This window comes from Actinocrinis sp., from assembly GCF_035938995.1.
Taxonomy (GTDB): Bacteria; Actinomycetota; Actinomycetes; order Streptomycetales; family Catenulisporaceae; genus DASZGI01.
Genome location: NZ_DASZGI010000393.1, coordinates 1 through 4753, shown reverse-complemented (window position 1 = coordinate 4753; position 4753 = coordinate 1). Strand labels below are relative to the sequence as shown.

At 67.9% G+C, this 4753-nt stretch carries 4 protein-coding genes; all 4 read right to left on the bottom strand.

The window, feature by feature from the left end; translation table 11 throughout:
* Positions 1-278 precede the first annotated feature (278 nt).
* A complete protein-coding gene (locus tag VGZ32_RS27005; protein WP_326889036.1) occupies positions 279-581 on the bottom strand; it encodes a WXG100 family type VII secretion target in 303 nt (100 codons plus the stop codon).
* Positions 582-643: 62 nt separating this feature from the next.
* Complete coding sequence (locus VGZ32_RS27000) at positions 644-952, bottom strand: WXG100 family type VII secretion target (protein ID WP_326889035.1); 309 nt, start codon at positions 950-952, stop codon at positions 644-646.
* Between the two features lie 275 nt (positions 953-1227).
* Positions 1228-2856, bottom strand: a complete 1629-nt coding sequence (locus tag VGZ32_RS26995) for a succinic semialdehyde dehydrogenase (RefSeq protein WP_326889034.1) — start codon at positions 2854-2856, stop codon at positions 1228-1230.
* Between the two features lie 291 nt (positions 2857-3147).
* Positions 3148-4753 (bottom strand): TIGR03960 family B12-binding radical SAM protein (locus VGZ32_RS26990; RefSeq protein WP_326889033.1); only part of this gene is annotated, 1606 nt, incomplete at its 5' end.

Here is a 4753-nt window from a genome sequence, read left to right as displayed (position 1 = left end):
TCGCAGGGTTTTGCGTCGCTGTTGCCTGGTTCGCGGTCATGAGTGGCTGCCTTCCGTTCCGGCTCTGGTGTTCGGTCTGGCGGCTGGGCCCGCATGGTCCTCGGCGGACGCACGACGGCGCCCCGGACCTTGGGGGTCCGGGGCGCCGGGGTGAGGTCTTGTGGCGCTGCCTGCTTTGCTCAGCGCGCGACCGCCTGGCTTGCCGGATCACCCGGGAAGCCATAGCTAAATCGCCGCGACTGCGCCATGGCCAGCACCTTACCAGACGTGGCCGACCGTCACGTCCACGAGTTGGCGTTGGCCTGCTCGGTCTGGTTGTACGAGTCGTGCGCGGCCTCGAGGACCTTGGCGATCTGCTGCAGCACCATTCCGAGGTCCTGCTGCGCCTGGTCCCACGCGCGCTGCTTCTCCTGGTAGTTCTCCGCGGCCTTGCCGGTCCACTCCGCCGCGATCGGCGCCAGCATCTGGCGCAGGTCGTTCAGCTTCTGGTCCAGGTTGGTGTATGTCCGGTTCACGTTCTGCGAAGCCTCGGCGATCGCCGCGAACTGAACGAGAATGCCACCGTTGCTACCCACGCCCATGTCCTGCTACTCCCCTCAAAAGTCTGCCCCGCACCGCGGGATGGCGAAAGAAACCGGAGGCGTCAGCCGAGCCCGCTCATGATGTTCGCGATCTGCGACCGGTTCTGCTCTTCCGAAGTCGAGTAGTTCGTGTGCGAGGAGTCCATCGCGTCGGCGATCCCGACGAGCGCCTGCGTCAGCTTGTTGGCGTCCTGGTTCCACCGGTCGATCAGCTGGTGGAACGCGGTCGAGGCTTCCCCTCGCCACTGCGAGGCCAGCGGCTCGATCAGGGAGAGCAGCGAGCGCAGCTCCCCGTTGATCTCATCGCTGGTCTGCCTGATCTGCGAGGCAGCCTTCTGCATGACCGCAATATCTGTCCCGTACCCGCCCATTGCTCACCGTCCCCGTCGTAGGAAGTTTTCTGGGACAACTCTTGAATTGTCAGATCCACCCTTGCCACGCTCCCCCAAGCCCCGAGGCCCTCGTAGCGGGGACGGCTTGGTGCCATCTGCGCCCAATACGCTACTGGCCCGTGCCCGGGGGGTGATAGCCGGGTAGGAGACATTACCGATTCTTTACCGAATCTCGGAGCCGCGTGAACTCTGTTCGAGCTGCGGCGCGACCTTAACCGCCTCCGCACATATGTATCAGCGGTTTGGCTCCTTCGTCACCGCACCCCGATCCGCTTCAGCAGGCGCAGCGCGAAAGTCATCTGCTTGGTGTACTTCTCCGCGGAAAAGCCGAACCACGGCGCGAGCGGCACGAACGTCTGCCGCGCGACGGCCTGGACCTCGGTGTACCGGTGGATGCCCTCGGCGCCGTTACGCCGCCCGAGGCCCGAGTCGCCCATGCCGCCGATCTCTGCCGCCACCGAGCCGAACGCAGCCGCATATGCCTCGTTCACGTTCACCATGCCGGTACGCAGGCGCAGCGCGGTTTCCATCGCGCGCTTCGTGTCCCGCGTCCATACGGAGGCGTTGAGGCCGTACTTGGTACGGTTGGCCGCCTCGACGACCTCGGCCTCATTCTTAAATCCATATACCGATACGACCGGTCCGAAGGTCTCGTCGGTGTACGCGGTCATCGCCGGGGTCACGCCGGACAGGATCGTCGGCTCGTAGAACAGCGAGCCGATGTCGGGCCGCCGCCGACCGCCGGCCAGCACCTTCGCCCCCTTCGCCCGCGCGTCCTCGACGTGGATGGTGACCGTCTCCAGCTGCTTGGTGGAGGTCAGCGAGCCGATGTCGCACGCGTAGTCGAGGGTGCCGCCCAGGCGCAGGGCCTTGGTCTCGGTGACGAAGCGCTCGAGGAACGCGTCGTGGATCGAGTAGTGCAGATACAGCCGTTCGAACGAGACGCACAGCTGGCCCGCGGAGGAGAAGCAGCCGCGTACTGCGCCCTGCACCGCCTTGTCCAGGTCGGCGTCGTCGAACACGATCATCGCGTTCTTGCCGCCGAGCTCGAGCGAGCAGCCGACCAGCCGCCCGGCCGCCTGCTGCGCGACCTGTCGTCCCGTCCGGGTCGAGCCGGTGAAGGCCACGTAGTCCGCGTGGTCCACGACCGCGGGGCCGGTGATCGGCCCTTCTCCGGTCACGATCTGCCACGTGTCGGCGGGCAGCCCCGCCTGAACCGCCAACTGGCGGGTGTAGAGGGCGGTGAGGGTGGTCGCGTTGTCCGGCTTGTGCACCACGGCGTTGCCCGCGACCAGCGCCGGGACGATGTCCATCACGACGAGGGTGAGAGGGTAGTTCCACGGGGTGATCAGACCGACGACGCCCTTGGGGTGCCGCACCTCGGAGACCTTCGTCAGCATCGGGATGATGCCGAGGCGTCGGCGGGGCCTAAGATAGCCGGCGGCCGCCGCGGCGTAGTGGCGGCAGGTGGTGACGGACCCGGCCAGCTCCTCGTAGGCGTGCAGCCGCGCCTTTCCGGTCTCGATCTGGATCAGGTTGAGCAGATGCGGCTCGTTGTCGAGCAGCAGGTCGTGGAACCGGCGCAGCACGGCAGCACGCTCTCCGACCGGGCGGGCGGCCCAGGTCGGCTGGGCGGCGCGGGCCTTCTGGAAGGCCAGGCGCACGTCGCCGGGGCCGGACTGCGGCAGCTCGACGATGACCTCGCCGGTCAGCGGGGCGCTGATGGGGGTGGTGGCGGCGGCGCTGCCGACCACGACGTCCTCGACGAGCCGGGCGACGAACTCCCGCGGCAGATGCGGACGGATCGACTCCAGCCGCGCCGGCCGCCCGAGCGCAGAGGCCGTCGACGAGGACGCCTGCGGAGTCACATCGCTCGTAGTCATAGCGCAAAGACTACGGCCGTCCAGGCGCACTAGCCAGACCAAGTTACTATCTGGTAATCACACGGATAAACCGTGACATGTGAGGTGAACCGGGGGTTGCCCGGGGGATGGTAGCGGCTTGTCGGCAGCGGGTACCGCGGTGCTAGCAGCCGCCGAGCACGAGTGCGGAGTTGCCGACGGGTTGCGGCGGGTTACCGGCAGCGAGCTGCGTCGCCGGACTGTTATCACGGCTCATCGAGGGGCGCGTGTTGCCGCGGGAGTCTATAGACCGCGTCTGTCAGAGGGCAGCTATCAGACCACGGTGAGCGGCAGGAGCTTCTTCCCGGTCGGGCCGACCTGGATCTCCGTCTGCATCTGCGGGCACACGCCGCAGTCGAAGCACGGGGTCCAGCGGCAGTCGTCGACCTCGACCTCGCGCAGCGCGTCCTGCCAGTCCTCCCACAGCCACTCGCGGTCCAGGCCAGAGTCCAGGTGGTCCCAGGGCAGCACCTCGACCTGGTCGCGCTCGCGCGTGGTGTACCAGGGCACGTCGACCGGTTCGTCCTCCAGCGCGTGCTCGGCCGCTTGCATCCAGCGCTCGTAGGAGAAGAACTCGCTCCAGCCGTCGAAGCGCCCGCCGTCCTCGTACACGGCGCGGATGACCTTGCCCACGCGCCGGTCGCCCCGCGAGAGCAGGCCCTCGACGATGCCCGGCTTGCCGTCGTGGTAGCGGAACCCGATCGCCCGGCCATAGTCGCGGTCGGCGCGGATCGCGTCGCGCAGCTTGATCAGCCGCGCGTCGGTCTCCTCGGCGCCGAGCTGGCCGACCCACTGGAACGGCGTGTGTGGCTTGGGCACGAAGCCGCCGATGGAGACCGTACAGCGGATGTCGCGGGAGCCGGTGGCCTGGCGGCCCGCCCTGATGACATTGCGGGCCATCTCGGCGATCCGCAGCACGTCCTCGTCGGTCTCGGTCGGCAGGCCGCACATGAAGTACAGCTTGACCTGGCGCCACCCGGCCGAATACGCAGCCGTGACGGTGCGGATCAGGTCCTCTTCGCTGACCATCTTGTTGATGACCTTGCGGATCCGCTCCGAGCCGCCCTCCGGCGCGAAGGTCAGGCCGCTGCGGCGCCCGTTGCGGGAGAGCTCATTGGCCAGGTCGATGTTGAAGGCGTCTACCCGTGTTGAAGGGAGTGAGAGGGAAGTCTGGCTGCCCTCGTAGCGGTCGGCCAGGCCCTTGGCGATGTCGGCGATCTCGCTGTGGTCGGCGGACGACAGCGAGAGCAGGCCCACCTCCTCGTAGCCGGTGGCGGCCAGGCCCCGCTCGACCATCTCGCCGATGCCGGTGATCGACCGCTCGCGCACCGGCCGGGTGATCATCCCGGCCTGGCAGAACCGGCAGCCCCGGGTGCAGCCGCGGAAGATCTCCACAGACATCCGCTCGTGCACCGTCTCGGCCAGCGGGACCAGCGGCTGCTTAGGGTAGGGCCACTCGTCGAGATCCATGACGGTGTGCTTAGCGACGCGCCACGGAACGCCCGAGCGGTTCGGGACGACACGCTTGATACGCCCGTCCGGCAGGTACTCGACGTCGTAGAAGCGCGGGACGTAGACGCCGCCCGTCCTGCAAAGGCGCAGGAGGAGCTCGTCGCGGCCGCCGGGGCGTCCCTCGTTCTTCCACTCGCGCACGATCCGGCTGATGGTCAGCACGATCTGCTCGCCGTCGCCGAGCACCGCGGCGTCGATGAAATCGGCGATCGGCTCGGGGTTGAATGCCGCGTGGCCGCCCGCGATGACCACCGGGTGCGACTCGTCCCGGTCCTTCGCATCCAGCGGGATGCCGGCCAGGTCGAGGGCGGTGAGGAGATTGGTGTAACCGAGTTCGGTGGAGAACGACACGCCGAACAGGTCGAAC

Excerpts from the sequence above, each read along its gene's own strand:
- VGZ32_RS26995 (WP_326889034.1), bottom strand. The coding sequence starts at position 2,856 with ATGACTACGAGCGATGTGACTCCGCAGGCGTCCTCGTCGACGGCCTCT.
- VGZ32_RS27000 (WP_326889035.1), bottom strand. The coding sequence starts at position 952 with ATGGGCGGGTACGGGACAGATATTGCGGTCATGCAGAAGGCTGCCTCG.
- VGZ32_RS27005 (WP_326889036.1), bottom strand. The coding sequence starts at position 581 with ATGGGCGTGGGTAGCAACGGTGGCATTCTCGTTCAGTTCGCGGCGATC.